The 26,809-nt window shown below is 56.9% G+C and carries 21 protein-coding genes; 13 read left to right on the forward strand and 8 right to left on the reverse strand.

Going from position 1 to position 26,809, the window contains the following annotated elements; translation table 11 throughout:
• Window positions 1–33: 33 nt before the first annotated feature.
• From ACN0XM_RS07175 to cysQ, 6 genes are all read right to left on the reverse strand, one after another.
• The gene (locus ACN0XM_RS07175; RefSeq protein ID WP_417566246.1) at window positions 34–1,008 is read right to left on the reverse strand and encodes a Wzz/FepE/Etk N-terminal domain-containing protein; all 975 of its coding nucleotides are present in this window, start codon (window positions 1,006–1,008) and stop codon (window positions 34–36) included.
• Window positions 1,008–3,620 (reverse strand): SLBB domain-containing protein, encoded by a 2,613-nt coding sequence (locus ACN0XM_RS07180; RefSeq protein ID WP_417566247.1) that lies wholly within the window; start codon window positions 3,618–3,620, stop codon window positions 1,008–1,010. Before ACN0XM_RS07180 ends, ACN0XM_RS07175 begins: the two co-directional genes overlap by 1 nt.
• A gap of 66 nt (window positions 3,621–3,686) precedes the next feature.
• On the reverse strand, window positions 3,687–5,168 hold the full coding sequence (locus ACN0XM_RS07185) for a capsule assembly Wzi family protein (protein WP_417566248.1): 1,482 nt from the start codon (window positions 5,166–5,168) through the stop codon (window positions 3,687–3,689).
• Between the two features lie 220 nt (window positions 5,169–5,388).
• Window positions 5,389–6,147 (reverse strand): Wzz/FepE/Etk N-terminal domain-containing protein, encoded by a 759-nt coding sequence (locus ACN0XM_RS07190; protein WP_417566249.1) that lies wholly within the window; start codon window positions 6,145–6,147, stop codon window positions 5,389–5,391.
• Window positions 6,148–6,242: 95 nt separating this feature from the next.
• Window positions 6,243–6,722, reverse strand: a complete 480-nt coding sequence (rfaH, locus tag ACN0XM_RS07195) for a transcription/translation regulatory transformer protein RfaH (protein WP_417566250.1) — start codon at window positions 6,720–6,722, stop codon at window positions 6,243–6,245.
• Window positions 6,719–7,495, reverse strand: a complete 777-nt coding sequence (gene cysQ / locus ACN0XM_RS07200; protein WP_417566251.1) for a 3'(2'),5'-bisphosphate nucleotidase CysQ — start codon at window positions 7,493–7,495, stop codon at window positions 6,719–6,721. The genes rfaH and cysQ overlap by 4 nt, the downstream gene beginning before the upstream one ends.
• 93 nt (window positions 7,496–7,588) lie before the next feature.
• Here cysQ and ACN0XM_RS07205 point away from each other — a divergent pair, with 93 nt between their 5' ends.
• Window positions 7,589–8,950 carry an MBL fold metallo-hydrolase RNA specificity domain-containing protein gene (locus ACN0XM_RS07205; protein WP_417566252.1) on the forward strand — a complete coding sequence of 454 codons (1,362 nt, stop codon included), beginning with the start codon at window positions 7,589–7,591 and terminating at the stop codon, window positions 8,948–8,950.
• Between the two features lie 255 nt (window positions 8,951–9,205).
• Here ACN0XM_RS07205 and ACN0XM_RS07210 read toward each other — a convergent pair whose 3' ends face one another.
• A complete protein-coding gene (locus tag ACN0XM_RS07210) occupies window positions 9,206–9,706 on the reverse strand; it encodes a pilin (RefSeq protein WP_417566253.1) in 501 nt (166 codons plus the stop codon).
• A gap of 392 nt (window positions 9,707–10,098) precedes the next feature.
• Between ACN0XM_RS07210 and pilB the strand changes: the two genes are divergently transcribed.
• The 12 genes from pilB to ACN0XM_RS07270 all read left to right on the forward strand — a co-directional run bounded on the left by pilB (window position 10,099) and on the right by ACN0XM_RS07270 (window position 24,042).
• Window positions 10,099–11,814 (forward strand): type IV-A pilus assembly ATPase PilB, encoded by a 1,716-nt coding sequence (gene pilB, locus ACN0XM_RS07215; protein WP_417566254.1) that lies wholly within the window; start codon window positions 10,099–10,101, stop codon window positions 11,812–11,814.
• A gap of 2 nt (window positions 11,815–11,816) precedes the next feature.
• Entirely contained in the window at window positions 11,817–13,037 is a 1,221-nt protein-coding gene (locus tag ACN0XM_RS07220) for a type II secretion system F family protein (RefSeq protein ID WP_417566255.1), read from the forward strand.
• A gap of 87 nt (window positions 13,038–13,124) precedes the next feature.
• Window positions 13,125–14,000 carry a prepilin peptidase gene (locus ACN0XM_RS07225; protein WP_417566256.1) on the forward strand — a complete coding sequence of 292 codons (876 nt, stop codon included), beginning with the start codon at window positions 13,125–13,127 and terminating at the stop codon, window positions 13,998–14,000.
• Window positions 14,001–14,003: 3 nt separating this feature from the next.
• Window positions 14,004–14,603, forward strand: coding sequence for a dephospho-CoA kinase (coaE, locus tag ACN0XM_RS07230; RefSeq protein ID WP_417566257.1), 600 nt, complete (start codon window positions 14,004–14,006; stop codon window positions 14,601–14,603).
• Window positions 14,575–15,690 (forward strand): hypothetical protein, encoded by a 1,116-nt coding sequence (locus tag ACN0XM_RS07235; protein WP_417566258.1) that lies wholly within the window; start codon window positions 14,575–14,577, stop codon window positions 15,688–15,690. The genes coaE and ACN0XM_RS07235 overlap by 29 nt, the downstream gene beginning before the upstream one ends.
• On the forward strand, window positions 15,690–16,433 hold the full coding sequence (gene tsaA / locus ACN0XM_RS07240; protein ID WP_417566259.1) for a tRNA (N6-threonylcarbamoyladenosine(37)-N6)-methyltransferase TrmO: 744 nt from the start codon (window positions 15,690–15,692) through the stop codon (window positions 16,431–16,433). The genes ACN0XM_RS07235 and tsaA overlap by 1 nt, the downstream gene beginning before the upstream one ends.
• A gap of 43 nt (window positions 16,434–16,476) precedes the next feature.
• The gene (locus ACN0XM_RS07245) at window positions 16,477–18,834 is read left to right on the forward strand and encodes a response regulator (protein ID WP_417566260.1); all 2,358 of its coding nucleotides are present in this window, start codon (window positions 16,477–16,479) and stop codon (window positions 18,832–18,834) included.
• Between the two features lie 41 nt (window positions 18,835–18,875).
• A complete protein-coding gene (gene yacG / locus ACN0XM_RS07250; RefSeq protein WP_088556790.1) occupies window positions 18,876–19,064 on the forward strand; it encodes a DNA gyrase inhibitor YacG in 189 nt (62 codons plus the stop codon).
• 122 nt (window positions 19,065–19,186) lie between these two features.
• Window positions 19,187–19,747 (forward strand): YfaZ family outer membrane protein, encoded by a 561-nt coding sequence (locus ACN0XM_RS07255; protein ID WP_417566261.1) that lies wholly within the window; start codon window positions 19,187–19,189, stop codon window positions 19,745–19,747.
• A 168-nt stretch (window positions 19,748–19,915) separates the two neighbouring features.
• Window positions 19,916–22,087: a hypothetical protein gene (locus tag ACN0XM_RS07260; RefSeq protein WP_417566262.1), complete on the forward strand. Its 2,172-nt coding sequence runs from the start codon at window positions 19,916–19,918 to the stop codon at window positions 22,085–22,087.
• 92 nt (window positions 22,088–22,179) lie between these two features.
• The gene (locus ACN0XM_RS07265) at window positions 22,180–23,115 is read left to right on the forward strand and encodes a glucosaminidase domain-containing protein (protein ID WP_417566263.1); all 936 of its coding nucleotides are present in this window, start codon (window positions 22,180–22,182) and stop codon (window positions 23,113–23,115) included.
• A gap of 12 nt (window positions 23,116–23,127) precedes the next feature.
• Window positions 23,128–24,042, forward strand: a complete 915-nt coding sequence (locus ACN0XM_RS07270) for an acyltransferase (RefSeq protein ID WP_417566264.1) — start codon at window positions 23,128–23,130, stop codon at window positions 24,040–24,042.
• Here the strand turns inward: ACN0XM_RS07270 and ACN0XM_RS07275 are convergent.
• Complete coding sequence (locus ACN0XM_RS07275) at window positions 24,008–26,698, reverse strand: LuxR C-terminal-related transcriptional regulator (RefSeq protein ID WP_417566265.1); 2,691 nt, start codon at window positions 26,696–26,698, stop codon at window positions 24,008–24,010. The genes ACN0XM_RS07270 and ACN0XM_RS07275 overlap by 35 nt on opposite strands.
• Between the last annotated feature and the right edge of the window lie 111 nt (window positions 26,699–26,809).

A 26,809-nucleotide genomic window follows, 5' to 3' on the forward strand; every position in this document is an offset into this window, starting at 1 on the left:
AAGGGGTCTGACCCGTGGGGTCAGACCCCAACTTCAGGTTCCGACTTCGGCCCCATGTTCAGGCCTGCCGCCTTTCAAGAAGGACCGAAAAAATACGACGAAAACACCGAGCATACCGCCGAGCATGATGGCAAGTATGGCAATCATCGCCCGCTTCGGTTCACTCTTCTCCTGCGGCACCACCGCCGGGTCGATGGTTTTGAACACGTATTCCTGCTGGGCATTGGCCAGCATCACCGTACGGGTTTCGCTCTCGATAAGCTGGTAGAACACCTGTTGCATACCGGCGATATTGGTGTCGGTCAGTTTGCTTTCCAGATAGTTGATTCTGGCCTCGGCCTCTGCCACGTCTTGCCGGCGCATGTGTTCGTTGATGTCTTCGACCAGCCATTGCGCCCACTGCTGTGCGGCAGGGGGAGAGAGGCTCTTCACGGAAAACGTGACCATGCCGTTTTCTTTGTTTTCACTGACGCTCAGATGGTTTTCTTTAAATGCCTTTACGAGGTCCCAGTCTGTGGGTTGCTGGCTTTTCCCATCTTCGTTCGGCAACCATTGCCCGGTTTCGGGATTGTACACCTCCCGGTTGTATTGCCAGTCGCTCTGCTTGATGTTCCAACCATCCACAGCCATGAGGGGCACGGCCAGATTGTGGCGATCAATAAAGTCGGCCAGGAAGGCGCGGGACCGGAGCACTTCCTTGGCGATAACAGTCTGGTTGGACCCACCGCTGCCGATGTTGATACCGGCAAGGCTGGCCAGGCCACCAAGTTGGCCGGAGATACCGCCCATTCCACCCTCTTCATTGGCGGGGGCGAGCAAGACGCTAGATTGGTAGATATTGGGCTTAGATAGGGCGTATGCAGCGCCGCCAGCAGCGAACAGGAAGGTGACCGCAATAATAAGCCATTTACCGGCCCAGAGAGTGGCGAAGAGCTGACGCAGGTCTATTTCGTCATCTGCAAAGCGGCTATCGTCTGAAATATCCGGAAGGCGTTCGTATCGGGTCATTACAGGTTCCCCACTGCGGCTGCGCCAAGCGCCATCTGGTAAACAATCTGACTAACGTTGCTCCACAGCTCCAGCTGGTTCAGTCGGTCTACATCAATCGGTACGATAACCGTATCTCCCGGCTGCAACTGCTGGCTCCTGCCTCCAAACCAGGCACTCTTCTCCGGCAACATTACGGAACCGTCTGCCTTCACAACATACACCCTGTCCTGGTCTGCCTGTCGAGTCGGGCCGCCGCTCCTCTCAAGGTAATCGTCTACAGTTAGGCCGGCCGAATGGAGATGGCTCGTCGGGAACTGAACTTCGCCGAATACGCTGACGGCTTGGGGAATGGTCGGCACGCTCAGCGTATCGCCATCCTGTAATCGGATGGGTTGGTAACCGGTGTCTGCCAGCACTTGCGGCAGATCTATCACCATCCTTCCCACGGGCCGGCTACTCTGAACGTCTTCAAGCAACCCCTTAACTTCGTCTACACGCTGGGCATTCTGCCCCCCAAAAGAGTCACCCTCCAGCTGCACGCCCAGCAGGTCGCCCTGCAGTCGCTCCTCGGCTTCACGGAGGCGCTGCGCTTCCAGTTGGCGGAGTTTCTCCCGGGTGAATACCGCGCCACGGGGAAAGGCATTATCGGTGAGGCCACCGGCCCGTTCCAGTACTTGACTGAGGGTTTCACCCTCACGGAAGGTGTATTGGCCGGGATACCGTACTTCGCCTTCCAGCGTTATGGTACGGTTGGTACCGAACGACGGAACGGACTTGATCAGAAGCCTGTCCCGGCTTTTCAGTCGTACATCGCTTTTCCCGAGCATGGCTGCAGCCAGATCTACCTGAATGATTTGGGTTTGCTCTACGCCATTATCATCGGTGTAGCGACGGGCAAGTTCCGCGGAATACATGGAGGCGGAATCGGTGAGGCCGCCAGCCACGAAAATCGCATTCTTTACGGTGCCTGTGGTCGGTAACGGGTATTCGCCGGGATAGCGAACCGGGCCTGAGATACGCATGGTTTGTTGCGGTGAATAGGGGCCCGCTTGTGCTTTCAGGCGTTTGATGACCGGTTCAAACAATGCGGTCCTGGTGAACTGTTCTGCATTGTTTTTGAGTTCTTCCTGTGCCTTCAGCCGTTCCCGCTCATCCGGGTTCTCAGATGCCTGGATTTCCCTTTGCGGTCTCTTTTGCTTCTGTACTTGCAAACCATCTTCACTGCCCTCCAGTTCAAACGGCACTTTGCCGGTGTCTGTAAAGAACAACAGCTGATCCTTCTCCTGGAGCATCAAGTCCGCCGAACTACCGGGAACGGTTACAGCAGTTCTAAGCTGCAGGTTCACCACTGAAATTCTTTTGGTTTCTGGATCTGTTCTCACGATGGCTGCGTAATTGGTATCGCCGAAATCCAGCAGATCGGCATCCAGGTTCCGGATAATTGAGCTCACTCGCATTCCCGGCACCCAGGCGAACTTACCCGTTCTGGTGGCAGCGCCTTTGACTTCCACGTACTGGCCGGTGACGTCCGCAATGGAGGCTACGGAAATCCGGTCGCCAGATCTCACCTGCGCCTGCTTACCTGAGCTTTGGGTTAAATCGGCTTCGGCAATAATGCGCAGGAAATCCTCATTGGTACGCTCAATTTTCGTGATCTGGGGATAGGCCTGGGGTGTCAGCCCGCCCGCCAAGTCAACAAGCTCTTGCAGGCTGGTGCCTTTCTCGATTTCGTAAAGGGCTGGCCGGTACACCTCTCCGTCAATACCGGCACGGCTGCCAACTGCCGGAACAAAGATGACATCGCCGGCCTGAAGGCGAGCGTCGCCTGAGGTGTCACCCTTCAGAAGCAGATCGTACAGATCCAGGGTTCCGATCAGTTTGCCGTTGCGTTTGTGCTGAACATTCCGCAAGGAGCCCGTCTGCTTGATACCGCCGGAAACGTATAGGGCGTTAATAATCGTCGAAAGCGAGCTTACGCTATAAGAGCCCGGGGTTCTTGCCTCACCCAGCACGAACACCCGGATACTGCGCAACTCTCCCAGCGAAACTGCGGCTTTCACCCCGATATACTGTTCGGAAACCAGCTGGGTAATGTGATCGCGAGTTTGCTGAAAGGTCAGGCCGGCAACCGAAACCGGCCCGCGCTCCGGGAAGTCAATCGTACCGTCGCGAGAGACCGGCAGTTCCAGTTGCTGGTTTTGATTGCCCCAAAGCTGGACCTTCAGAACGTCGCCGGGGCCCATGGTGTATTCCGCCGGAACCGGGATCTCGGTTACAGGTGCAAAGGTGGTGGGAGAGCCGGCAAACAGTTCGTAGCCAAAAGGCTCCAGCCCATTATTCTTTTTGGCAAACTCTTCGTCCTTTCTCGCCTGCTCTTCAGCCGCCTGGCGGGCTTCCTGCTCACTCTCCTCCAGAGGCTCCACAACTTCCTGCAAAGGTTGTTGCGGGCGGGACTGGCTGGATGAACCGGTCAACTGGCTTAAATCCACTCCGTATTGCTTGGCCAACGCTTCCTGCTGGGCTTTGGGCAGGGATTTGAACTGCTCTATCTGCGCTGGAGTGATCGACTGGGCATTTGCCACGAGTGGCAACAGGAGACTGACTGTAAAGAGTAGTTTTTTCAGATTCACGGTGTTGAAGATCCGGGATTTGATGATTTGAATTTGGGGTCAGCCCCCTTTTTCACCTTTCAGAGTTCAAAATCGGTAAGTCCATTCAGCGCTGAGGGACCACTGGTCTTTCTCGCCGCCAAGGTAGTCAATTTTCTTGTCGGTGGCCTGAAGGTTCAGGTCCAGCCAGCCGTTGAGCATGTGAGTGCCATAGCCAACGTCGAGAACAGCTACGTTTTGATCGCCTTCCGGCACTGTGTAAAAGACATCTCGGTTGGGGATGACAGTACGGTTGCCACCATCCTTGTTCAGCCGTGCGTAGGTTATTTTCGCACTGAGGTTTGTACCGTCATCAAAGAAGTTGAACGCCCCGAGGGTGACGGCTTCGGCATCGCCATCAAAGCTGGCCGCCATGCTGCGACCGTAATAGCGGTATCCGGAGCGATAGCGGGAGTGATCAAAGGTGATGTTGGGCATCGCCTCACCGAGGAAGTCGTCGGCCAGGGTATTGGTGTATTCAAGGAACCATTGCTGGTCGGCATTAACGAATTGGGTGGTCCAGTCCGCGCCGAGCAGCCAGGATTTACGAGCCGGGAAGGCGCCAGCTTCATCTTCGCCCATCATCTGGGCATAGACACCCATGGATTGCTGGCCCACTGCAAAACCGTAGCGGGCATCAATGCTGGCAAGCTGATTGCCGGGATCATTTTCCTCCAGCTGGCCGTTGTCCCGGCCAATGAGCGCATTCCAAAGGGTAGACGCGCTTTCCGGGCGGCCTTCACCCCCGAGCATGATGGCCCTGGACAAACCAATGTCCAGCCCGCTTACTGGGCGAAACGTCAAGCGCATGCCGATCAGCTTGGCATCTGGCACCGCCCTGTCGCTTTCGTATTGGCCCGCGAAGGCGGTGAACTGCCAGGGCCCAACCCACTTCAGCCAGTCCGCTTCCGGCGCGTAACTGTTATTGCGATTGAGCCAGAGTGCAGGCATTGGGCGGGCGTTATTGGAGAGGATCAGGCTGGACTGCCAACCCGGCCCCCACCAGCGGTCTATGGCACCGGCACCAAACACCCAATTGCCGGCAGCGGCGGCCAGATAGGAGCCATCCAGGCGCAGCTCTTTGTCGTCATCGGTTTTATGGGCATAGGCCGGCTTAAGCCCGAGGGCCCAGACTTCGCCCTGCCACTGGAGATCGACCGCCGTTCCGGCTTTCGCCAGCGAATTCTGATCAAACCCCCGAATGCCGGGAATTTCGCTGCCGCCAAACAGGCTGTACTCGCCCCGAAAACCTTGCTGAGCCTGTTCGTCTTTCTCGAACTGGAGGTAGGCGGCCGCTGAGCCTACTGACGGTTGATCGGAGCTAACACTGGTTTTTAAACCGCTGTGCACCGTGCTCCACATCAGCGGCCAGGTGCTAACGTTGCGATTCATATGGCCGCGATCTGCCAGCTTCTGTACCGCGAAACGTGCCCGGGAATCTCCCGGCTCAAGCCAGGGGGCTGCCGAGAGGGTAAAACTTGCCAGACACGCTACCGCCCCACCGACCAGGGCCCAGTGTTTTAAGGTCATAAAGTAAAATTATCTATGGAGCGACAGGGAAACGGCAATAGGAAGGGGACAGCTGACTCCCAACTGTATCCCTGTCGGTCAATGAATATCGTGTTTCAGAAGGCTGACGATTTTACGGCATCGCCTATGACAAGCAAGTGACAAAAGGCCCGGCACTAAGCGATTCAGCAGGTTACCTGAGTAAAGAATTGTTAAACTGTCGGAAATGCAAGGAATTCGTTCACATTTCGGCCAACTGCGCCTTCACCAGACCTGCGAACTCTGTGAAGAATGCGAGGAAAATACCTCCCATCAAGCCCAGCAGTCCAGCCAGCAGAACGACCAGGCTACGAGCGGGCCCCTTACGCTCCGTGCCCTCCCTGCTTACCGCCAAAATCTCCATGGGCTGCATGGAGTTGAGGGTGGCCTCGAGCGATAACCGCTTTTCGACAGTCGCTGCAATTGCTACACCGGCATCCGTTGAATCTTCCAGCATAGTTATTGTTGAGGAGAGCGATTCGATTTGCCTCTCGAGGTTCTGCTTCAGGCTCGATACAGCGGCCGATTGCGCGTCCGCGAGCTCATCAATAAGTTGAGTATGGGCCTGTTTAACACCATCTCTCTGGGACGGCGAGGCCTCAGACACCAGTCGGATCAGCCCGGTGCTCTCAGGATTATCAAAGTGGACCTTGAAAGGGACAGACCGGTCATGCTCTGCGAAGTAGGTGGACTGGTATTCCGGCAACCAGCGATTTTCAAGTGTCGCGATTATCGCTGCCGGATTATCAATGTAATTGCCGGGCGACTTCTCTGCCAGCTTGACTAGGCTGACATAATCGTATCTTTCCGGTATCAACACTGCGTATACAATTCCCGCCAGCAATGCTGCGAGAACTACTGCGTAAAACACTCTCCGGCGCTTGAGAAAAGTAGCTGCCAGATCAACCAGGCTTATTTCATCGTGGTACTGCAGTTGAGGTTCGCGACGCCTTTCTTCCATTTAATTAAGCTCCACCTTTTTTCTTATAGAGTGCGGGCTGAGCTCCCATTCAAGCTTGCCCGGATATGTTTCAATTGCTCTGCCGGGTGTCCCAGTTATTTCTTTATAGCAGACACTGGCACTTTCACCTTCTGCTGCTTGTGCATGAAGCTGATCAGGACAATCGCCCGCGCTTCTCCATCATATGCCTGAAAAATCGCATTAATACCCTCAAAAGGGCCTTCGCTTAGTTGTATGGCCTGGCCTGGTTTAATACCACCCTGCTCGGCCACCGAATCGAGACTGTCCTTGATGTGCTGAATGACATCGTCGCTGATTGCAGCGGGCTTGTTGGCAAAGCTGACGATTCTCAGAACACCACGGGTGGAACGCAGTTTTGCCCACATGGGGTCGGTCTGGTCCAGATTCACGAACAGATAGCCCGGGAACAGGGGTTCGAGTTTTTTGCTGCGCTTGCCCGCCTTGATTGTTTCCACGGTGATTTTTGGAAAGAAGCAGGCAATATCCTGATTCTGGAGATTCGCGAGCGCGCGATCACCCTGGGCAGGCTTGAGTTGAAGTGCATACCAGGTCATGGCCGGTGACAGTACCAGCTTCCCGCGGCGACGAAATACGGATTTAACACATCCTGTTTGCCATATTTCAGTGGTTTTCCATCCAGAGTCTCAACTTTGCCTCCTGCCGCCATCAAAACGGCCTGGGCTGCGCCAGTATCCCACTCGCAGGTTGGCCCCAGGCGCGGATAGATGTCGGCATGGCCTTCGGCGATGCGACAGAACTTGAGGGAGCTGCCGGCTTGCACCAGTTCGTGTTCTCCGAGCGCATCAATAAAGGCTCTGGTTTCTTCGTTGAGGTGGTTTTTGCTGGCCACCACCCGTTTTGCTGTTTTGGGCTCTGCTACCCGGATGCGACGAACCCTGCCGGTGCGGTCGCGCATGTGGGCGCCCTCACCCATTACGCCCCAGAAGGCTTCCTTCAGAGCTGGGGCGATTACCACGCCCATCACCGGCTCGCCGTCTTCAATCATCGCGATGTTGACGGTAAATTCCCCGGTACGCTGGGTGAAATCCTTGGTGCCGTCGACGGGATCCACCAGCCAGAACCGGCGCCAGTGTTTGCGCTCTTCCCAGGGAATGTCTTTGCCTTCCTCGGAGAGGATGGGGATGTCACGGCTGATGTTGCGCAGGCCGTGCACGATGATGTCATGAGCAGCGGTATCTGCCGCAGTGATGGGCGAATCGTCGGCTTTGTAGCTCACCTTGAAGTCCGACTGGTAGATATGCAGTACTTTCTCGCTGGCCTCATCGGCCACTTTGATGACATCCGGGAGGATGGAGCTGTAATGCATGTAATTCGCTTCCTGCTTCAGATCAATACGTTATGAACTAAGATAGATGATAGTAACATTCCAGCAATAAATAATCAGAAGGATGCCTCTATTATGAAACTTCGATTCCTAGGCGGCACAGGAACTGTCACCGGGTCCCGCTACCTGCTCTCGGACGACAAGCACCGGGTGCTGGTGGATTGCGGCATGTACCAGGGCGTAAAAACCCTGCGCCGGCGCAACTGGGCGGAGTTTCCGGTGGACCCGTCCACGATTGACGCGGTGGTGCTTACCCATGCCCACATCGACCACTCCGGCTACCTACCCGCCCTGGTGAAAAACGGCTTCAAGGGCAAGGTTTACTGCACCAAGGCGACCCATGAACTGTGCAAGGTTCTGCTGCCGGATGCCGGGTTCCTGCAGGAGGAAGATGCGAAATACGCCTTTCGCAAGAAGTTCTCAAAGCACGAGAAGCCGGAACCCCTGTTTACCGAGAAGGACGCCTGGGAAGCGCTCAAGCATTTCGAATCCCTGCACTACCACGAGATGTTCGAGCCGGTAAAAGGGTTCCAGGTAACCTTCACCCCCGCCGGGCATATTCTGGGCTCTTCCTGTGTGCATGTTCATCACAAGGGCGCCGACAGAACGGTGGTGTTCAGTGGTGACGTGGGGCGGCAGAACGACATCATCATGCGGCCGCCGGAACCCCTGCAGAAGGCGGATGTGCTGGTGTGCGAGTCCACCTATGGCGACCGGGCCCATGGCGAGACGGATCCCGAGGCGGAGCTAGCGGACATTATTACGCGAACGGCGGGCCGAGGAGGCATCGTGCTTCTGCCTGCCTTCGCCGTTGGCCGGGCGCAGATGCTGCTTTATGTGATTCACAAGATAATGGGCGACGGGAAGATTCCCAAACTACCGGTGTTTTTGAACAGCCCCATGGCCATCAAGGCTACGGAGATTTTCTGCAAGCACCATAAAGAGCACAAGCTGAACGCGGCGCAATGCGAACTGATGGACGAGAAAACCGAATTTGTCCGCACCGTGGAACAATCCATCGAACTGGACGCCGTGCGTTACCCCTGCGTGATTATCTCGGCCAGCGGTATGGCCAGTGGTGGGCGGGTGCTGCACCACCTGAAGACCCTGTTACCCAATCCGCGCAACAGCGTGGTATTTGCCGGCTTCCAGGCACCGGGGACTCGCGGGGATGCGCTGGTGAATGGCGCGGAATCGGTGAAGATTCACGGTGAGTATTGGCCGGTGAAGGCGGAGATTCACAATATGGATTCGCTGTCAGCGCACGGGGATTATAACGAGATTCTGGCGTGGTTGGAGCAGGGTTCGCTCAAGCCGGAGAAGGTGTACGTCACTCACGGAGAGATGGTGGCTAGTGATGTTATGCGCAAAAGGATCCGGGAGAAGTTTGGCTGGGATGTTGAGGTGCCGGAGTTGTTTGAGGAGGTGGGGGTTTAACTCGCGCATCATTTCTTTACACGCGCGAGACCCTGCAATCTTAAATAAACGGATTACGGCTGGCAGTCCAAAGGGAGGCGTACTCCCCCGCTATGCATGATGCCTCTCAGACTCAAAAAGCGCACATCCCATTCCTTCCAAAGAAAGGTAAGTTAACGATTAAAGTATCACGCACGATATCTTTTGATACAAAAAAACCCCGATTGCTCGGGGTTTTTTCAATCACACTACAGATCTAGCCCATTAATACTTAGCTTAGACCGCAGCACCTGCAAGAGTACAGCTGGATGGAACGTAAGAGTTCTTAAACGCTGCTGGCACGGTAGTAAGATCGCAACTCCAAACGCCGTCCGCAGCGCGACTGAGAGTGATCGTTGTATTGGCGACAGGGGCGCTTGCATCTCCTCCGAGAATAACTACCAGCGTTCCAACACCGCCGTCAGCAGAAGCGAAAGTGGGCGCGAAAGTATCTGCTCCGGCATTGTCTTCTGTAATGTTTGAGGCAGTTCGGCCAAGAGTAGCTGCTGTCATCGGCCCAGTCGCACTATCAGTAAATTTACCACGGGAAAGATGCTCTTCTACAGCTGTCTTGAGAGAAGACACTTCTCCGTAAGCCCGGTTAACCTGGGTCCGCGCAATATAATCCTGGTACTGTGGAATTGCGATAGCCGCAAGAATACCGATGATCGCAACAACGATCATCAATTCGATGAGGGTAAAACCTTTCTGGGCGTGGTTAATTTTTACGTTCTTCATTATCGACCTCTGTGTTTGTCGTTAATCATCTCTATTTCGGCCCGGGCCCGGTGGAGCTTTGCCCCGCGGCCGGAAGTTTGAGCCTAAATTCTCGAACGCATGATCCATGCCAAATAGCAAAAATATACACTATCGCGCCAATTTTCAAACACCTGCAGAGTTAGGAGAACAGCACCAAATGGGTTGATAAAGTATTTTTATGCCCTCGGACGTCAATGGATGACAAATTTTGTCACAACACTCACGCCAAAATTCTCTACCAAAACAATTGCCCCTCCTCGCTGCCTACTTCTGCACCTTATACCTTTCCAAACCCCTGCCAGCCATCTAAACTCACTGCAATTGACAAAACTCCGATTTCAGCAACTCAGGCTGTGTTTCTTACTTAAATTATGTCTACTAATCAAAACAAAATTACGCTCACAGGTCTTGCAAGGCGCTTCGTGGAGGATGGGCTTCTGGACGAAGCAACGGCGAAGGATGCGTTCCTGCAGGCCTCCCAGAACCGCATACCGCTAATCACCTACCTCACCCAAAACAATCTCGCGAACAGCTCCAAGCTGGCATTTTCTGCCGCTATGGAGTTTGGCGTCTCGGTGCTTGATTTGTCGGCGTTTATGACTGAAATGATGCCCGAGAAGGTTGTGGACGAAAAACTGGTTCGAAAGCACAACGCGCTTCCTCTATACAAGAGAGGCAACCGCTTGTTTATCGCGGTATCGGACCCGACCAATATTCAGGCACTGGACGAGATCAAATTCAACACCGGCCTGAGCACCGATGCCATTCTGGTGGATGACGCCAAGCTTCGCGAAGCCATTGACAAGTATCTGGAATCCCAGGACACGTCCATGGGGGATCTCGATGACGCAGACTTGGAAGGCGTAGAAACGGAAGGCGGTGAGCCTGAAGATGAAGGTGCAGTATCCACCAGCGAGGTGGATGATGCACCTATCGTTAAGTACGTGAACAAGATGTTGCTTGATGCCATTCGCGGCGGGGCGTCAGATGTGCACTTCGAGCCTTACGAGAAAATTTACCGGGTTCGCTATCGCACCGACGGCATCCTGAAAGAGGTTTCCCGCCCCTCCATCAAGCTGGCTCCGAAGATTTCCGCCCGCGTGAAAATCATGGCGCAGCTCGATATATCCGAGCGGCGGGTGCCCCAGGATGGCCGGATCAAGATGAAACTGTCCAAAACCAAGGCGATCGATTTCCGGGTGAATACCCTGCCCACCCTCTGGGGCGAAAAGATCGTATTGCGAATTCTGGACCCCAGCCAGGCGAAACTGGGCATCGATGTACTCGGTTACGAGGAAGACCAGAAAAAGCTGTACATGGACGCCCTGGCACAACCCCAGGGCATGATTCTGGTCACCGGCCCGACCGGGTCTGGTAAAACCGTTTCTCTCTATACCGGCCTGAATATTCTGAACACCCCGGGCATCAACATTTCAACGGCGGAGGATCCTGCCGAAATCAACCTGGAAGGCATTAACCAGGTAAACGTGAACACCAGGGTGGGCCTTGGTTTCGCCGAGGCCCTGCGGGCCTTCTTGCGTCAGGATCCGGATGTGATCATGGTGGGCGAGATCCGGGACCTGGAAACCGCAAACATCGCCATCAAGGCGGCGCAAACCGGTCACTTAGTCCTCTCTACCCTGCACACCAACAGTGCCGCGGAAACACTCACGCGGATGATGAACATGGGCGTGCCCTCGTTCAACATTGCCACGTCGGTAAGCCTGATTATTGCCCAGCGCCTTGGCCGGCGGCTCTGTAGTTCCTGCAAGCAGCCCTTCGAAATCCCGAAGGACGTGCTTTTGGAGGAAGGGTTCACACAGGAACAAATTGATACAGGCTTCGCGTTGTACCGCCCAAAGGGCTGTGATAAATGCAATGGAGGATATAAGGGCCGCGTCGGTATTTACGAGGTGGTCAAGATTACCGGCGAGCTGGCGAACATGATTATGGAAGAGGCCAGTTCCATCAAAATTGCAAAACAGGCTCAGGCAGAAGGCTTCCGAACGTTACGGCAATCCGCTCTTCGCAAAGTGATTGAGGGGGTTACCAGCCTTGAGGAAGCCAACCGAGTGACGAAGGATTAAGCATGGCAGAGAAAGCACAGAAGCTGGAATCGTACGTTTGGGAAGGGAAAGACCGGAGGGGCAATAAGTCCAAGGGTGAGCTTACCGGCTCTAACTTGGCTCTGGTCAAGGCGCAGCTGCGCAAGCAGGGGATCATTCCAGACAAGGTGAAGAAGAAGCCCAAACCTCTATTTGGTGGCAGCAAGAAGATCACGCCATTCGATATAGCGATGTTGACACGCCAACTGGCGACCATGATGAAAGCGGGTGTGCCCCTGGTTCAGAGCTTTGACATTGTGGCTGATGGCCTGGAGAACAGGGGGCTTCAGGAACTGGTGATGAGTATCCGGAATGACATCTCCTCAGGTACGAGTTTTGCCGGCGCTTTGCGCAAACATCCTAGACACTTCGACGACCTCTACTGCAACCTGGTTGATTCCGGCGAAAAGGCTGGTGCACTTGAGACTATGCTGGACCGAATTGCCAATTATCTTGAAAAAACTGAGCTTTTGAAGAAGAAAGTCAAAAAGGCAATGACTTATCCGATTGCCGTTGTTGTTGTCGCGATTATTGTGACTGCAATTCTTTTGGTAAAGGTAGTGCCTCAGTTTGAGCAACTGTTTCAAGGTTTTGGGGCAGAACTGCCGGTTTTCACGCAGATGGTTGTGCACTTATCTGAATGGATGCAAAGCTGGTGGTTTGTTGTTTTGCTTGGAATCGTTGGCACTATTTTCTTGTTTAAAGAGGCAAAACGACGTTCCCAGAAATTCTCGGATCTGGTGGACAAGTATGTGTTAAAGATCCCGGTAATGGGTGAGATCCTCGACAAATCCGCAGTCGCGAAATTCGGCCGAGTACTCTCTACTACTTTTGCAGCCGGCGTCCCCTTGGTGGATGCGCTTGACTCTGTGGCGGGCGCTACCGGTAATGCGGTTTACCGGGATGCTATCGACCGCATCAAGAACGATGTCTCCAGCGGCACTCAGCTGCAAGCTTCCATGCGCCAGCAGGATGTTTTCCCCGTTATGGCGGTTCAGCTGACAGCTATCGGTGAAGAGTCCGGTAACCTGGATGAGATGCTGGCCAAGGTGGCGGAGCACTACGAGGCGGTGGTGGACGATATGGTCGATAACCTGACCGCGCTGATGGAGCCGATGATTATGGCGGTTCTGGGTGTGCTTGTGGGTGGTTTGATTATTGCGATGTACCTGCCGATCTTTCAGATGGGACAGGTTGTTGGTTAATGCCCCGCCCCTCTCCACCCTCTCCCGCAAGGGGAGAGGGGGGATTAAAGCCAAACCCTCCTACATTTTTTAACTCTGGGCGTTTTGATGGTCTCCCTTGATACATTTCTTGCTACCCCTTGGCTTCTTTACCTTACCGTTACCCTCGTTTCTCTCTGCATCGGCAGTTTTTTGAACGTTGTGATTCTTCGTTTACCAAAAATGATGCACCAGGACTGGCGCTGCCAGTGTGAGGAGTTTTTGGAGCTGCCCGAGGCGCAGCGGAAGGAGGAGGAGCAGGTTACGCTTTCCAAGCCGGCTTCCACCTGCCCTTCCTGTGGCCATGGGATTCGTGCCTGGGAAAACATCCCGGTGGTGAGCTATCTGATTCTTCGGGGCAAATGTGCTTCGTGCAAGGCCGGCATCTCTCCCCGGTATCCGATTATTGAGGCCGTTACCGCCTTGTTTTCGGTGGTCACGATTGCTGTCATCGGGTCTAACGAGGCTGCGCTTTGGGCGTTGTTGCTGGTTTGGGCTCTGGTGGCGCTTACCGTGATTGATTTCGATACCCAGCTTCTGCCGGATAACATCACCCTGCCCCTGATGTGGTTGGGGCTGGTGCTGAATTATTTTGGGGTGCTTACGGACTTTACCAGTGCCTTCTGGGGCGCTGTGGCGGGTTATCTTTCGTTGTGGTCTGTTTACTGGCTGTTCAAGCTGGTGACGGGGAAGGAAGGTATGGGCCATGGGGACTTCAAGCTGCTGGCGGCGCTGGGTGCCTGGTTGGGATGGCAGTTGTTGCCGGCGGTGATTCTGCTTTCTTCGGTGGTTGGTGCAGTTGTGGGTATCAGCCTGATGGTGTTCAGGAAGCATGGTCGGGAGGTGCCGATTCCGTTTGGGCCTTATCTGGCGACGGCTGGGTTGATTTGTTTGTGGTTTGGGAGTGAGATTCAGGCATTCTGGTTTGGGTTTTTGGGGGTCTGATCCATGGCGATTGTTGGCCTGACCGGCGGGATTGGTTCCGGCAAATCCACTGTGGCGCGCCTTTTTGGTGAGCTTGGTGTGCATTGGGTGGATGCCGATGATGTGGCGCGGGAGGTGGTTGAGCCGGGGATGCCTGCGCTGGCGCGGATTGCGGAGCATTTTGGGGAGGAGATTCTTACTTCTGAGGGTGCTTTGGACCGGGGGCGGCTTCGGGGGATTGTCTTTGAGGAGCCGGAGGAGAGGATCTGGTTGGAAAAACTTTTACATCCGGTGATTCGTGAAGAATTGGCTCGGCAGTTAAACCCGAAAAACTGCCAGCTTCCCTATGGGCTTCTGGTCTCCCCTCTCCTCCTCGAAACCGACCAACACGAACTTGTCGACCGCATTGTGGTAATTGATGTGCCAGTGGATGTGCAAATTGAGCGCACCATAGCCCGGGACACCAACTCCCGGGAGCAGGTTGAGCGGATTATTGCAGCGCAGATGTCACGGGAGCAGCGGGTTGAGCGTGCGGACGCTATAATTGACAATAACCGCCCTTTGGATGAGGTGGAGCGTCAGGTGCGTGAGCTGCATGAACGATTTATGGTGGACTTTGGTTAACCGGTCTTTCCGCTTTCGGTTTGCAGGTCTGGCGGCTGCGTTCGCCCTAACCTTTTCTTCTTTCAGCTACGGCATTGAGCCTGAGTCTGAGACGGAGTACCGGCCTGTGGTTGAGATTCTGTCGCCAGATCGGTTGCCTATCGGGTTTTTTACGTTTGAACCGGATGAGTACTGGGCGGAGCCCAGGGATTCTTATTGGCTGAAATTCAGTAACTGGGTGCTGCGCCAGGAGCGTATTCAGGGCCCAAGGATTCAGTCTTTGGGCCAGTGGGCAGACCGAACTCTCTCCGGCAGTGAACTGGGCCTTCCGAATAATCAAAGCTACCTGCGCATTGGTTTTGCTACGGAATCGGAGTACGGAGATATTGCGCAATTCGAGCCGGAGGCGCGTTTCCGGCTGGATATTCCGACCACTGAGGAAAAACTCCGGCTGGTAATTGAGAGCGAAAGCGAGGATCTGATTCCCCTCGATGAGCGCCAGCGGGATAGGCAACTTACCGAGCCGGACCGCTCAGACACCCAGGCAACCGGCGCCCTGCGTTATCTGACGGAAGTGGGTGACGCCATTAACTTCTCCAATGACGTGGGTGTGCGCCTGCGGCTTCCCCCGGATGCATTCTGGCGCGCAACGGCTGAGAAGCGGTGGCGACTGGACGACAAGTGGGTCCTGAACGCCCAGCAGCGCTTTTATTATTTTCACCAGGATGGCTGGGGCGAGCGAACCTGGATTGGTGCCGGTCGGCCGGTGTGGAATGGCTGGTACTTTCAGTCCTCATCCGAGTTGGAGTGGGTGCACAGAAACCGGAAGTTTGCCGCTGCGCAGATTTTCAATGTTCGAAAGCGGGTGAACAACCGGCTGATCGTAACGCCCCGGCTGGGTGTGCTGGGCGAAAGCCAGCCTTCCTGGCGCACCACGTCAGCATTCGGGGATCTGACCTTTCGGTACCGGCTGCACAGCAACTGGCTATACGCGGAGCTGATTCCAGCACTGGAGTTTCCCCGGGAGGAGGGCTTCAAGGACCAGGCTTCGGTGGTTTTCCGGATTGAGATGTTCTTCTCCGGTATCATCGAAGAGGATCGCCTGTAATGCCACGACACCCATCCAAACCGGCAGCTGAGGCCCTCACGCTCTCGCCCATTGCCATTGCCCGTTCCTGCTTCAGGGACAAGTTCGGTGTGCCGCGCCAGCCCGGGCTGACCCGCCATGCCCGGGCGGATCTGGTTATCCAGTCACCGTTTGACCGGGAGGATGCGTTTCGGGGGCTGGAGACCGCCAGTCATCTGTGGCTCACCTTTCAGTTTCATGAGGCCGTGCGTGTCGAATGGCGGCCGGTGGTGCGCCCTCCCCGCCTGGGCGGGAACCGGAAGGTGGGTGTGTTCGCCAGCCGGTCGCCATTCCGTCCCAACAGCCTGGGTCTGTCCGTGGTGCGGAATGAGGGATTGGCCCGAATCGACGGCCGGCTTGTGCTCCGCATCAGCGATCATGACCTGATCGACGGTACGCCGATTCTGGATATCAAGCCTTACCTGCCCTTTGCCGATTCTGTGCCGGAGGCCACCCTCGGTTGGGCCGATTCACCGCCCACGGAAAGGCTGGATGTGGTGTTCCTGCCGGAAGCGGAGGAGCAGATCCGCCAGCTTCCGCCGGAACACTATCGGGAGCTGCGCCCCCTGATTGAGGATGTGGTGGGCTATGACCCCCGCCCCTCTTTTCGCCGGGGGCGGGAAGAAGATCGCATTTACGGCGCCCACCTGTACGATCTGAATGTGCGCTTCCGGTTCGTGAATGACCAATCACAGAAACGTGTCGAAGTGCTAACGGTCTGTTAAACTCGGTCTGGTGATTTTGTAGTCGACACAGGGAATTTGTGCCTTGCCTTCAAAGCGGTTCTTCGAACGATTGGGAATACGGCCATTGGCCGCAAGACTGCTTGCCTACGTATTGCTGTTCAGCGTGCTGTTATCACTGGTCGCCACTGGCGTTCAACTGATCGGCGAGTTCGAACGCCGCAAGGCCGATCTGCTGAGCACCCAGACCAGGGCCGCCGAGCTGGTTGCCGGGGGTATGAGCAACAACATCTGGCTGATGAATTTCAGCGAGGTGGCCAACAGCCTGGATGACATGAAGGCAGTGCCCGCGATCCAGCATGCCCGGGTGGTGACCAGCACCGGAGAGGCATTCAGCACCGGCGTCTATCCCGATGGCCGGGTAATCACCCAGTCGTTTCCCCTGGTGTTTGATCGTTCCACCATCCGTAGCCCCGAGAATGTGGGCGAGCTGACCATCACGTCTTCCATTGACCAGATCTACGCCGATCTCCGGAATCAGGCGTTACTGAACCTGCTGTTCCAGTCCATTGTGGTGATGCTGGGAACCCTGGGGTTGCTGGTGATTGTTCGCCTGACCCTGTCCCGGCACCTGGAATCCATGGCCGATTACGCCGCACGGCTGAACCTGGACGCCCTCGTTGACCCCCTGAAACTGAAACGCAAGGCCCGGAAAACACCGGACGAACTCTCCGAACTGGAGCAGGCCCTGAACAAGATGCGCCTGCAGATTCTGGAAGACACCCGCTCCCTGCGCCAGACCACCATTCAATCCCAGGGGGAGCGGGACGACGCGGTGCGCGCCAACAATGCCAAGAATCAGTTCCTGGCCAACGTCAGCCACGAGCTGCGCATTCCCCTGCAGTCTGTGCTGGGTTACGCCAACCTGCTGACAGACACGCCCCTGGACCAGGAACAGCGGGAATATGTTCAGACCCTGCTGAGTGCCTCGGAAAGCCTGTCCGCCATCATCAACGACCTGCTGGACATTTCCAGGATGGAGGCCGGTAAGCTGGTGCTGGATGACATTCCCTTTGACCTGCGGGAAACCCTCAATGATCTGGTACACATGCTCGGCGCCCGGGCCCGGGAGAAGGGGCTGGCCCTGGAGCTGCGCATTGACGAGAACCTGCCCTGGGCCCTGAAGGGCGATCCGGTGCGGATTCGCCAGATCCTGCTCAACCTCACCTCCAACGCCATCAAGTTCACCGATTCCGGCCACGTGCTGATCAGCATTGAAGTGTTGGGCCGCAAAGACAACCAGGCGCGGATTCGCCTGGCGGTGGAAGATACCGGCGTAGGCATCAATCCGGAAGATGTGCCTCTGGTGTATGAACCCTATGTGCAGCTGGGGCAGCAGTTTCAGCGCCAACTGCCCGGCGCTGGTCTGGGCCTGACCATTTGCCGGCAACTGGTGAACCTGATGGACGGCTCGCTGGAACTGGAAAGCCGGCCCGGCGAAGGCTCCACCTTCTGGATGGAACTGACCCTGCCTGTTGCCCCGGAGAACACCGCCCGGGTTCGGCCGGACACCCGGATGGTGAAGAACCGCCGGATTCTGGTGGTGGACTCCTATGAACTCTCCCGCAAGATCACCCTGGAAATGCTGTCGCGCCATGAGGTGCACATTGAGGCGGTGAAATCGGCCGGTGAGGCGCTGACGTCCCTGCGTACAGCGTTTGACGGCCAGCAGCCGTTCGACGCCATTATTCTGGATGGCTTTGTGCCGGATATGGACAGCGATCTGCTATGCCGGCAGATCCGCAGCAACCCGCTGTGGGCGGATATGCGCCTGCTGATTCTCTCGTCTAACCCGCAGAGGGGCGATGCCGAGCATTTCCGCCAGGCCGGGGCCGATGCCTTCCTCAGCAAGTCGCTGCGGGAATCCTGCCTCACCCCCATTCTGCACCAGTTGTTTGCCGACGCCGCCAGGCAGGAACGGCGCTTTCTGACCCGCTTCTCGCTACAGGCGGCAACCGATACGGCCCGGCGGCGTGAATTGCCGTGCGGCCGCATGAAGGTGTTGCTGGTGGAAGACAACCCGGTTAACCGCACCCTTACCCGCCGGCTTCTGGAAAAACTGGGCTGTGATGTGATGACAGCCAATGACGGCGAGGCTGCCGTCAGCCTGTGGCAATGGCACCCGTTCGACCTGATATTTATGGACTGCGTGATGCCCCGGGTGGACGGTTTTGAGGCTACGCGCCGGCTCCGGGAGTGGGAAAAAGAAAATAACCGCGATCACATTCCGGTGGTGGCCCTGACCGCCAGCGCCATGGAAGAAGACGAGGAACGCTGCCGCCGTTCCGGCATGGATTTGTTTGTTGCCAAGCCTGTCAATATTGAAATGCTACGGGCAGTACTGGAACAATACTGTAAAGCGTCCGCCGCCTCCTCAGTCTGAGGCGCGGACATCCGGTTTGTTTCCAATACGCCAAGGTAGCCATGAACGTTGAATGCCCAACCTGTAAAAAATCCGTGGAATGGACGGAATCCAACCCCTGGCGCCCGTTCTGCTCGGAGCGCTGCAAGCTGATCGACCTGGGGGCCTGGGCCAACGAGGAGTACCGGGTACCCGCAGAGAACGCCTCACCGGAGGACCTGGACCAGGGCGGGGAAACCACCCGGCACTGAGCGCCTGAACCGAAACCCGAAACGCTGAGGCGACAGGGAATTACCGCCTTTTAAGTTGAGTGGTCTCAGGCGCCCCGTTACCATACGGCCAAATCAATTAATAACTTACCGAAGGTGCACACATGAAAGCGTCCCGGATTTCCCTGATGATTCTCTCCCTGGCTGCCGCCCCGGCATTCGCAGGCGACGTCGATTTGAGCCTGACCAACGATTCGGTGAAAGGCCAAGTGAATTTCTTTGGCAGCAACAACGACATCCAGCTGGGCACGGGCTACACCTATCACGAAGGCAGCCGTGACATCCTGAACGTGGATTTCCATGCCCAGGGCCGCACCGCTCTGGGCAACCTGCCCACCACTGCCGGCATTGGAATGCGTGGTATCTACTGGGATCAGAGCCGGGCTGATGGCGGCGCCCTGGCTCTTGGCGGTTTTGCCACCGTCAACATTCCGAACGTGCCGGGCCTGTCCTTAACCGGCGGCCTGCACTACGCACCCAGCATTCTCTCGTTCGGCGATTCTGATGACATGACCAGCCTGGAGCTGCGTGGCAGCTACCGGGTTATCCGCAATGCGGAGGTGTTTGCCGGTTATCGTTACCTGAACACCGAGCTGGATCGCCCGCTGCGCGGTGACGTGAATCTGGACGAAGGTGTCATGGCCGGCATGAAGATCTTCTTCTGATTCTTGCCTCTTTGTAAGGGGTTGATAACGGGCGCCTGAGATCGCCAAACGAAGTCTCAGGCGCCCGATTTGTGCCTTTCCCGTAGCTCTTTCGTGCTTTTCCTCACGCTTTCCCGAAAAACCGACTGTTAGACTGTCTGCCTGTACTTTCTGCACGGATAGCCAGGTATGCGATTCAGTTTTGGTTTACTGCTCTGCTCCACCCTGTTGATCACCGCCGGATGCGGAAGCGGCGAAGATGCCCTTCAGGGAGCGCGTACCCAGCCCAATGATTTTGCCGGCAGCAGCAACCCGGTGGATGACTTCAGTTCAGGCAGCACCGGCGATTCCACCAACGCGCGCGGGCTGGAAACCAACGAAGTCCGGATTACCATGGAAGTGCCGGATGGCGTAACCAGCGATGGCGAACTCACGCGCCGTAACCTGAGAATCGTGCAGCCGGACCGGGTGAGTGTTTACGCCACCAACACGGCCCTGCAGACCCTGGGCGAACCACCGATCTCCACCCGCACCGACAGCGAAGGCTTTACCATTATCGCGTTCACCGACGGCCTGCCTCTGGGCCCGGACGTGATCATTGAAGCTGTCTATGGCAACACCCGCATGCGGGCCCTCGCCGCCGATGCCGACCGGGATGTGAAGGTGAATCCGTTCTCCGAGTACCTGGTGCGGAACACCCTGAGCAACTACACCCCCGGGGAGTTCCAGACCATCCTGGACTGTGTCGCCGATGCCAACGGCGAGCTCTGCCTGAACAAATACGTGTGGTCGACCCTGGCCGACCAGGTTCACGATTTCGAGATCGACATTCCCTCCGGGGCCGACCTGCAGGAGGCCTTGGACTTACTCTCCGCGCGGGGTGATTTCGCCCGTTATGTGAGCGCCATGGCCGACTACGCGGTGCTGGATGAGTCGTCTTCCGGCAAGATCAGCGCCAGCTCGGCAGACTACAACTCGGTATTCCTGGGTATCGAACTGGACCAGACCTTTCTGGAAGCGTCCCTGGCGGACTCTGGCCAATGGGGTGTTCGCACCGCCCAGGAAGAAGTGCTGGAAGACGACAATGGCACCGGCTACGTATACCCGGCCCTGACCCTGACCAGCTTTGATGCCTTCAACATCAGGGTTACCTCCCTGGCGAATGACATTCCCTATGACCGCGAAGCCCTGATCCATCAGGACGGTAACAATTTCTTTGTGCGCGGCTCTGAAGCTTGGGAACGTAACACCCACTCCTCCTCTCCCGGTGCTGCCACCCTGCTGAAAGACACCCGCCTGCTGGCTGGCCGGGCCCTGTTCCAGAGCATTACCGGCCGGGGCAGCTCAAAGATCATCGGTTGGACCCGCAACCCCTACTACCTCAATGCCTTCACCAGCCTTCCCGTGGATGAAACCACGGGGCCGGACCGGGTGATCAGCGGCTATTTCAGCGCGGGCAAGGCCATTGAACTGGAAGCCGAAGGCGACCAGTTGCGGCGGCTCGGCACACTCGAAGACCAGTATCTGTCAGTGCTTGAGATCAATCTGCTGCGCAAGGAAGGTTTCGATGCAAGCTCACTCAATGGCAGGAATTACAACATTCTGTACCTGGCAACCCGCTTCAGCGACGGGGCGGTGCCGATGGCGATTGAAACCGGGCTTGGCCAGTGGCAGGTCAACTCCGGCACCGTCAGCCAGTCCCAGATGTATACGACCGTGCGCAGGGGCGATGCCGGAGGCGTTGCCACCGACAACACCGGCATTCGCACGGACTCCTGGACCCTGAGCAGCCGGACGTCCCGGCTAAGCACGAAAAATGAGGATATTGGCCGGCTGAACCTGGACATAAACACCGCTTCAGGGGACTTCGAACAACCGGACATTGGCATTGGCGCCAGCACCCCGGACGGCACCCTGATGGCCTTCAACCTGGACGACAGTCCCATGGGCGACGGGCTTCTGATCGCCGCGGAACAGACCACCAACAGCGCCCCGTCTACCGGCCAGTTCCGGCTTCAGGGGGTGGCGCTGGGGCTGGGACCGGATACCAACCGGCTGCGGCATTTCGACAATGCCCTGCTGACCATTGACGCTTCCACGACAGCAACGCTCTCGCCCATTACCCTGACCAGCAGGCATTCGGTGAACAATGAGACGGTGACAACGCCGGAACTTCAGGCAGATCCGGACATTGCCCTGACCTACACCCAAACCGGTGATGGCCGGGTCCGGTTCAGTGCCGGCAGCCTGGTGCTCGAAGGCTTTTACACGGGCAGCCAGGACCAGTTCTTCCTGCGGTTCCGGACGACAGACGGCAGCGAGGAGCAGGCGGGGCTGGTGATTGCCACGCGTGCCCCCTGACCTGCCCGCAGCCATGCCCGAAAACCCAACTGGCAAACCCGCTCGTACAACCTGTTATAATCATTGCCATATCGATTTGGACGAGAGGTTTTATGTCTGCACCTAAACGGGCTCTTATGCTGATGGTTCCGCTGATTGCGTTTGCGATCGGGGGCAGTCTCTACACGCCATCGGCGAGCGTCGGGCAGAACCGTTCCGACAACAGTGGATTTGAACCCGCACTGTCCTCCCTGCCCCCACTGCCCAGCTGGGCCAACGAGGACCTGCCGGACTTCTCTAATTATCGGGATACCACCGAAAAGAAGGCGGCGTTTTTCTCGTTCCTTTATCCGCGCATTGTTCTGGCCAACTCACGAATTCTGATTGAACGGGATTATCTCGACAGCCTGGCCAGCAAGAAGGAACTGACCGCCAAGGAATACCGCTGGCTGGCCCAGCAGTCCGAGCGCCTGAGAGTGGATGCCGAACCCGGAAGCAAGGAGCAGTTTGCCCTGCTTCGCAAACGCCTGGATGTGATTCCGCCCTCGCTGATTCTGGCCCAGGCTGCCAATGAATCCGCCTGGGGTACCTCGCGCTTTGCTGTCAAAGGCAACAATCTGTTTGGTCAGTGGTGCTTTTCCAAAGGCTGCGGCCTGGTGCCTCGGGGGCGGGTCGAAGGTGCCAGCCATGAGGTTGCGGACTTTTCGTCGCCTTACCGCTCGGTACGAGCCTACATCCAGAACCTGAACCGCCACCCCACCTACCAGCTGCTGAGGGATGTCCGGCTTAGGGATCGACGCAACAATGCCTCGCTTTCCGGCCTGGACCTTGCGGAGGGCCTGCTTGGCTATTCTGAGCGCGGTGAAGAGTACATAAAAGAGATCCGGGCCATGATTCACTACAACAACCTGGAGTTTTATGACAACGATTTCCGGAGCGTGGTGCGCAACCTGACTCCGGACAGTCTGGAACAGCTGGCATCCGCCGAAACCGAAGCCAGGCTGCTACCCCGGCAATCTTCAGTGAACGGTACCCCAGCCGAAGGTTAGAGACACTCTTCCATGGTTAATTTCCTCCCTGCGCCGCTGAAGGGAACCCTGGCGGCCTTGCTTATCCTGTGTAACACACTAGTCCTGTTTCCCGTTTTGCTGGCCTTTGCCCTGCTCAAGCTGGTGCTGCCCATTGTTGCCATTCGCAAAGGCTGCACGGTGGTTCTGAACACCATTGCCTGGGTATGGATCGGCTTCAACAACCTGCTGATGGACCTGCTGCACAAGGTGGCGTGGGAGGTTCGGGGAGTGGAGAACCTGAGCCGGCGGCACTGGTACTTCGTGACCTGTAACCATCAGAGCTGGGCCGATATCCCGGCCATCCAATACGTTCTGAACAGTCAGATTCCGCTGCTGAAGTTTTTCCTGAAAAAGGAGCTGATCTGGGTTCCGTTTCTGGGGGTTGCCTGGTGGGCACTGGATTTTCCATTCATGCACCGGCATACCAAAGAGCAGATCGCCAAACGGCCGGAACTGAAGGGTAAGGATGTTGCCGCAACGCAGGCTGCCTGCGAGAAATTCCGCTACACCCCGGTGACCGTCTTCAACTTCATGGAGGGGACCCGGTTTACGCCGGAAAAACACGACCGTCAGCACTCACCCTACCGGCACCTGCTAAAGCCGAGGGCCGGTGGCACGGCGTTTGTGCTTGAGGCCATGGGCGAGAAGATTCACACCATGCTGGATGTCACCATTGTTTACCCCCACGGCCGGGCCAGTTTCTGGGATTACCTGTGCGGACGTATCCGGAGAATCATCGTCGACGTTCGTGTACGCGAGATTCCCGGGGAATTTCTGAGGATGGATTACGAAAACAACCGGGAAACCCGGGCCGCGTTTCAGCGCTGGGTCAGTGAGATCTGGGCCGAGAAAGACGCCAGGATCGAAGCACTCAAAGCAACCCCAGTTCTCGGGCGCGCACAATAGCCTGAGTGCGGGATTTTACTTCCAGCTTGGCGTTGATGCGCCGGGCGTGGGTTTTCACGGTATGCAGGGAAATGTGCAGTTTGTCGGCAATTTCCTGATTCGAAAGCCCCTTGGCAATCAGCTCCAGCACGCTCTGCTCCCGCTCACTGATCGGCTCCGCCAGGACTTCGATACCACTGGCCTCGGGTTTCAGCTCGAAAAGATTTCCCAGGGCCTCCTTGAATGGGCCCTCCGGCAGCTGGCCGAAGCCCTTCTCCATCAGATCCTGAAGCTCTCCCCGTAATTCCGAGAACGGGCTTATAAAGTGCTCGCGAGCCGCTTCGATAACCACGGCGGTCAGAATCTTCTGGGCAACCACCGGACCTTTTTCATCCTGAACAATAACCGCTTCAAGCAACCGCATATGCAGTTCAACCCCCCAGGGGATCGTGCCCTCATAGCGTTCACGAATGCCTTGTAGGGTTTTCCTGGCACGGATCAGGTCATTGCGGGCCAGATCAATTCGGACCTGCAGACAGTCCAGCAGGCCCGGCATCATCGGAAACAGTTCCGGCACGCAGCCCGCTTCCCGGTAGGGTGCAAGTTTGCTGACTGCCTGCTCGGCGCTGTCGATCTGATTCTGGGCCAGCCAGCAGCTGGCCTTGAGGGCCTCAAGAACCGGCACGAACAGCGATTCATCCACCTGCCAGGAATGCATGGTGCGCTCGGCCCTGCCTATCCAGACAAAAGCATCTTCCAGCCGGCCCTGAGCCCGGCACATCAGCACCCTGATGGTCATCGCCAGCAGCAGCCCCAGATCCCGGGTCTGTTCGGCATGCCGACCACAGGTTACCAGCAGCCGGTCGGCTTCTGCTTCCCGGCCCTGGTGCCAGAGCACCAATACCAGGTTCAATTGAAGCCGGGTTTCACCAATCCGTGCCGGCCGGGCCAGCTCCTGCATGGCCGTATCCAGGCCGGTGCGCAGTAATTGCTCAGCGTGCTTGAGAGCACCTTTGCCCAACTCGATGCGGGCATGGGCATAGACCGCCAGCGCCTCCGAGCCCGAATCCCCAGCTTCCCGGGCCAGCCGTGCAGCGGCCCGGTTGGCTTCCCGGGCTTCCTGGAAGCGACCAGCCGCGCACAGGGCACTGGAACGTACCATCTGCGTCACCAGTTGCCCCTGGGTACTGAGTTCACCTTCCGAAAGGGCCTTGTCGGCCATGTCCAGTGCCGGGCCCACACTGCCCTCGCCCCTCAGAATAAAGGCCTTGAGAGCGCAGATCCGTGCCCCGTGCTCTTCCCGATCAGACTCCGGCAGACCTTCAACGAGGGCTCTGGCCTGATGGAACTGCCCGCCAATGGCATGAACCCAGCTGTAAACAATCCTCAGGCGGGCACTGCGCTCAAGCAACTGGGCAGGCAGACTCTTGCGAAGCCTGAGCAATGACGCCGTATCCTGCCCCAGCAGCAAGGCTTCGGAGCCCTCGGAGGCGATTCGGATAACTTCGTCAGCGTCTCCGGCCAGCAGGGCGTATTTGAGGGCTTCCGGGAACTGATCCCGCACACCAAACCATCGACTGGCCTGAAGCATCCGCTCGGAGTAGCCTGCCATCATGGGGGCTCTGAGCCATTCCTGCATCAAGGGATTAAGCCGATACCACCGTCCCCGGCCGGGCAGTGACTTGAGAGGGAGACCTCGGTCAACGGCCTGGGAGGGAACGAAGCCGGTGTCTGGTAACAGCGATTCAAGGGCCAGAAACAGCTCATCGGAACACAGCTCCAGCTCGGCAATGCCGCGCAGGGATCGAAGCTGGCCTGGCGTGAGGCCGCCAAGCACCGATTCTTTCAGGAATCGTTCCACACCCGCCGTTTCCTGTATCGGCTTTCTCTCCGGATTCCGTGACACTTCACGACGATAAAGCGCCAAGGGCGTAGCCCAGCCTTCGGTGATGTCGTACAGGTTGTCAACGGCCACGCTGGTCAGTTGGCTGCGTGCCATGACTGGCTGAAAGAAGTCGAAGGTTTCTGAGCGTGAGAACTCCAGTGCCTCAGAACCAATTCGGGTAAACCGGTTTTCAAGCTCGAGACCGTGGGTTTCAAAAGGCAGTGCTTTACGGGAAATGAGTACAATCGAGGAGCCAGCCGGGAAGCCTGCAACCAGTTGTTGCAGGAGTTCGACTACGGCCGGGTTGCCGAGATTCTGCAGATTGTCCAGTACCAGAACCCGTGGTTGCTCCGCGCTCTTGCGGGCCAGCACCACCTGCATCATTGCCAGGGTGTCGGAGAAGGCGGCGCCACTCTGATGGCCCTGCTCCGGGGTCTCGGGCAGGTCCAGGGCAATGGCGAGCAGCGTCAGAAAGCGTGATGGAGCGTTGTCCTGGGCATTCAGCGCAATCCAGCGGGCCTGATCGCTCGGCACACCGGAGTCACCGAGGGCGCTGACCACAGCATGGGATTTGCCGTAACCACAAGGCGCCTCAATAAACAGAACACTGCTGGCATTCAGCGCCTCGGAAATCTTGCTGTCGAGCTTCGGCCGTACCATTGAATCCGGCGGCACGGCAGGAATCTGCACCCTTTGCCGGAGCAGGTCCCTGACCAATTCACCCCGCTGAAGACCACTGTTCGCTGACTGGAATTCATCGTTGGCTGCACAGCCATCATTGAATCGTTTCACGCACTGCCCCAGTTAAATCCGGCCTGAACTGCCTAATACCGCCGGAATAGTGGATCTTTGCACTGACTTTTGAGTGGCGACCGGCATCGGGTACGCCTTTAGTATGAGAAG

The organism is Marinobacter sp., assembly GCF_048269445.1.
GTDB lineage: Bacteria > Pseudomonadota > Gammaproteobacteria > Pseudomonadales > Oleiphilaceae > Marinobacter.

Coding starts and splice junctions, on each gene's coding strand:
- yacG (WP_088556790.1), top strand. CDS start 18,876: ATGAACGTTGAATGCCCAACCTGTAAAAAATCCGTGGAATGGACGGAA.
- tsaA (WP_417566259.1), top strand. CDS start 15,690: ATGCCACGACACCCATCCAAACCGGCAGCTGAGGCCCTCACGCTCTCG.
- ACN0XM_RS07255 (WP_417566261.1), top strand. CDS start 19,187: ATGAAAGCGTCCCGGATTTCCCTGATGATTCTCTCCCTGGCTGCCGCC.
- ACN0XM_RS07260 (WP_417566262.1), top strand. CDS start 19,916: ATGCGATTCAGTTTTGGTTTACTGCTCTGCTCCACCCTGTTGATCACC.
- rfaH (WP_417566250.1), bottom strand. CDS start 6,722: ATGACCTGGTATGCACTTCAACTCAAGCCTGCCCAGGGTGATCGCGCG.
- pilB (WP_417566254.1), top strand. CDS start 10,099: ATGTCTACTAATCAAAACAAAATTACGCTCACAGGTCTTGCAAGGCGC.
- ACN0XM_RS07185 (WP_417566248.1), bottom strand. CDS start 5,168: ATGACCTTAAAACACTGGGCCCTGGTCGGTGGGGCGGTAGCGTGTCTG.
- ACN0XM_RS07190 (WP_417566249.1), bottom strand. CDS start 6,147: ATGGAAGAAAGGCGTCGCGAACCTCAACTGCAGTACCACGATGAAATA.
- ACN0XM_RS07270 (WP_417566264.1), top strand. CDS start 23,128: ATGGTTAATTTCCTCCCTGCGCCGCTGAAGGGAACCCTGGCGGCCTTG.
- ACN0XM_RS07205 (WP_417566252.1), top strand. CDS start 7,589: ATGAAACTTCGATTCCTAGGCGGCACAGGAACTGTCACCGGGTCCCGC.
- ACN0XM_RS07210 (WP_417566253.1), bottom strand. CDS start 9,706: ATGAAGAACGTAAAAATTAACCACGCCCAGAAAGGTTTTACCCTCATC.
- ACN0XM_RS07220 (WP_417566255.1), top strand. CDS start 11,817: ATGGCAGAGAAAGCACAGAAGCTGGAATCGTACGTTTGGGAAGGGAAA.
- ACN0XM_RS07175 (WP_417566246.1), bottom strand. CDS start 1,008: ATGACCCGATACGAACGCCTTCCGGATATTTCAGACGATAGCCGCTTT.
- coaE (WP_417566257.1), top strand. CDS start 14,004: ATGGCGATTGTTGGCCTGACCGGCGGGATTGGTTCCGGCAAATCCACT.
- ACN0XM_RS07225 (WP_417566256.1), top strand. CDS start 13,125: ATGGTCTCCCTTGATACATTTCTTGCTACCCCTTGGCTTCTTTACCTT.
- ACN0XM_RS07235 (WP_417566258.1), top strand. CDS start 14,575: ATGAACGATTTATGGTGGACTTTGGTTAACCGGTCTTTCCGCTTTCGG.
- cysQ (WP_417566251.1), bottom strand. CDS start 7,495: ATGCATTACAGCTCCATCCTCCCGGATGTCATCAAAGTGGCCGATGAG.
- ACN0XM_RS07265 (WP_417566263.1), top strand. CDS start 22,180: ATGTCTGCACCTAAACGGGCTCTTATGCTGATGGTTCCGCTGATTGCG.